The sequence below is a fragment of the Rhodanobacter sp. FW104-R8 genome, from assembly GCF_001617365.1.
Lineage (GTDB): Bacteria > Pseudomonadota > Gammaproteobacteria > Xanthomonadales > Rhodanobacteraceae > Rhodanobacter.
Genome location: NZ_LVJR01000053.1, coordinates 1 through 2,550, shown reverse-complemented (window position 1 = coordinate 2,550; position 2,550 = coordinate 1). Strand labels below are relative to the sequence as shown.

Annotated in this window: 3 protein-coding genes; 1 reads left to right on the top strand and 2 read right to left on the bottom strand. The window is 70.9% G+C overall.

What is annotated here, in order from left to right; genetic code table 11:
* Positions 1-88: 88 nt before the first annotated feature.
* Positions 89-847: an RNA methyltransferase gene (locus RHOFW104R8_RS10935; protein WP_068095891.1), complete on the bottom strand. Its 759-nt coding sequence runs from the start codon at positions 845-847 to the stop codon at positions 89-91.
* Between the two features lie 113 nt (positions 848-960).
* Between RHOFW104R8_RS10935 and RHOFW104R8_RS10930 the strand changes: the two genes are divergently transcribed.
* Positions 961-1,764, top strand: a complete 804-nt coding sequence (locus RHOFW104R8_RS10930) for an inositol monophosphatase family protein (RefSeq protein ID WP_068095893.1) — start codon at positions 961-963, stop codon at positions 1,762-1,764.
* A gap of 52 nt (positions 1,765-1,816) precedes the next feature.
* On the opposite strand, the gene hda is transcribed toward RHOFW104R8_RS10930, so the two are convergent.
* Positions 1,817-2,515 carry a DnaA regulatory inactivator Hda gene (gene hda / locus RHOFW104R8_RS10925; protein ID WP_068095895.1) on the bottom strand — a complete coding sequence of 233 codons (699 nt, stop codon included), beginning with the start codon at positions 2,513-2,515 and terminating at the stop codon, positions 1,817-1,819.
* Between the last annotated feature and the right edge of the window lie 35 nt (positions 2,516-2,550).

Below are 2,550 nucleotides of genomic sequence, written 5' to 3'. Positions count from 1 at the left end.
GCACGGCATCCGGACACCCTTTTGCCCAAGCGCGACTCGGGCAAAATCAGAATACAAGGGCGGGCACCGCCCGCCCTACCGGAGCCGGCTACTTGTGCTTCGCCAGCCCCGCCATCCGCTGCGCATCGGCGAGGATGCCGTGCAGCACGCGCAGCTCGCGCGCGTCCGGCTGCGCACGCTGGAACAGCTTGCGCAGGCGCAGCATGATCGTGGTCGGTTCGCGGCCCTTGTGGAAGTCGATATCGTCCAGGGTCTGCGCCAAGTGGCGGTAGAACTGCTCCATCTGCGCCGCGTCGGCCGGCGGCTCGTCGTGCTCCGGCGGCGCGGCGGGCGGTTCGTCGCCGAGCATCGCCACGCGCAGCTCGTAGGCCATCACCTGCACCGCCTGCGCCAGGTTGAGCGAGCTGAAGTCGTCCGCGCTGGGAATCCGTACCATCGCGTGGCAGCGCGCCAGTTCCTCGTTCTCCAGGCCGGTGCGCTCGTTGCCGAACACCAGCGCCACCTGCTCGCCGCGGGTGGCCGCGGCCAGCGCCTGCTGCGCCGCCTCGCGCGGGGAGATCTCCGGCAGGTTCACCCCGCGCCGGCGCGCCGACAAGCCCAGCGCCAGGCTGCTGCCGGCCAGACCATCCACCAAGTCGGCGTGCATGCCGGCGTTGGCCAGCACATCGTCCGCGCCGGCGGCGAGCGCATTCGCCTCCGGATCGGGGAAACGATATGGGCTGACCAGCTCCAGCCGCGCGAAACCCATCGTGCGGATCGCCCGGGCCGCGCTGCCGATGTTGCCCGGATGCGAGGTGCGCACCAGCACGTAGCGGAAGCGGGCGGCGAGGTCGTGGCGGTCGGTCATGCGCAGGAAGATCGAGGGTTCGGGCCGACAAGGATAGTGGACCCGGGGCGGCCCGGACCCGCCTCTGCTAGAATCGCCGGCCGCAGCCCCGCTCTCTTCCAAAGTCGATACCCATGGCCCGACCCCACGTCACGATCGCGGCGCGCGCCGCCCGTTCCGCAGGCAACGTGATCCTGCGCTACATGAACCGTATCGACGGCCTCAACATCGTCGAGAAGCAGCAGATGGACTTCGTCTCCGAGGTCGACAAGCTGGCCGAGGCGGAGATCATCAAGGAACTGCGCCGCGCCTACCCCGACCATGCGATCCTCGCCGAGGAAAGCGGCGCGATCGGCAAGGGCCCGCTGACCTGGGTGATCGACCCGCTGGACGGCACCCACAACTACCTGCGCGGCATCCCGCACTTCAGCGTATCGATCGCGCTGCTGGAAAAGGGCGTGCCGATCCACGCGGTGGTGTTCGACCCGCTGCGCGACGAGCTGTACACCGCCAGCAAGGGCGACGGCGCCTATATCAACGACCGCCGCATGCGCGTCAGCAAGCGCGAGAACCTGGGCGGCGCGATGATCGCCACCGGCTTCCCGTTCCGCCAGCGCGAGCACCTCGCCGCGCAGCTCGACATGACCCGCGCGATCCTCGGCCAGGCCGAGGACATCCGCCGCTCCGGCTCCGCCGCGCTCGATCTGGCCTACACCGCCGCCGGCCGCTACGACGGCTACTTCGAGATCGGCCTGAAGCCGTGGGACATGGCTGCCGGCGTGCTGCTGGTGCATGAAGCGGGTGGCCGCTACTGCGACTTCGCCGGCCGCGACGGCCTCCCGGCCAGCGGCAACCTCATCGCCGGCAACCTCAACGTGTCCAAGGCGCTGACCGACGCGATCGGCCGGCAAGCGACGCCGGGGTTGCTCAAGGCCTGAGCGGTCCACCCGGCCGAAGCAAACGAAGGCGCCTGCGGGCGCCTTTGTCGTTTCAGGATGCCGCTTCGCGCAGGAACCCGCGCAGGAACGGGATGGTGATCCGTCGCTGCGCCGCCAGCGAGGCTTGGTCCAGCTTGTCGAGCAGGTCGAGCAGCGCGCCGAGGTCGCGCGCATAACGGGCGAACAGCCAGTCCAGCACGCTGTCGTCCAGCTCGATGCCGCGTGCGGCGGCCTGCGCCTTCAGCACGGCGCGGCGTTCGTCGTCGTCGAGCGGTTTCAGCGCGAACTGGGTGCAGGCACCGAGACGCGAGCGCAGGTCGGGCAGGTCGAGACCCAGTGCGGCCGGCGCGGCGTCGGCGGCGAACAGCAGTGCGTTGCCTTCGGCGCGGGCGCGGTTGTAGAGGTCGAACAGTGCATGCTCCGCATCGCGATGGCCGCCGATGGCGCCGATATCGTCCAGCGCCAGCAGTTCGCTGCCGGCGACGCCGCGCAAGGCCGCCGTATGATCCGCGATCGTGGTCAGCGGCAGGTATTGCACGCGCCGCCCCGCCGCACTGGCTGCCTGGCAGGCGGCCATCAGCAGGTGGCTGCGGCCGCTGCCGGCGGGGCCGTGCAGGTAGACCCAGGGCGCGCCGGCCTGCAACGCCAGCGCCTGCGCCGCGGCTAGCGCGGCGGCATTGGCGCCGGCGTGGAAATGTTCGAAGCGCTGGCGGCGCGGCCAGCGCAGCGCGAGCGGCAGCTGTGGGATCATGGCGCGGGCGGGTCGCCCGGCGGTGCAGCTGCCGG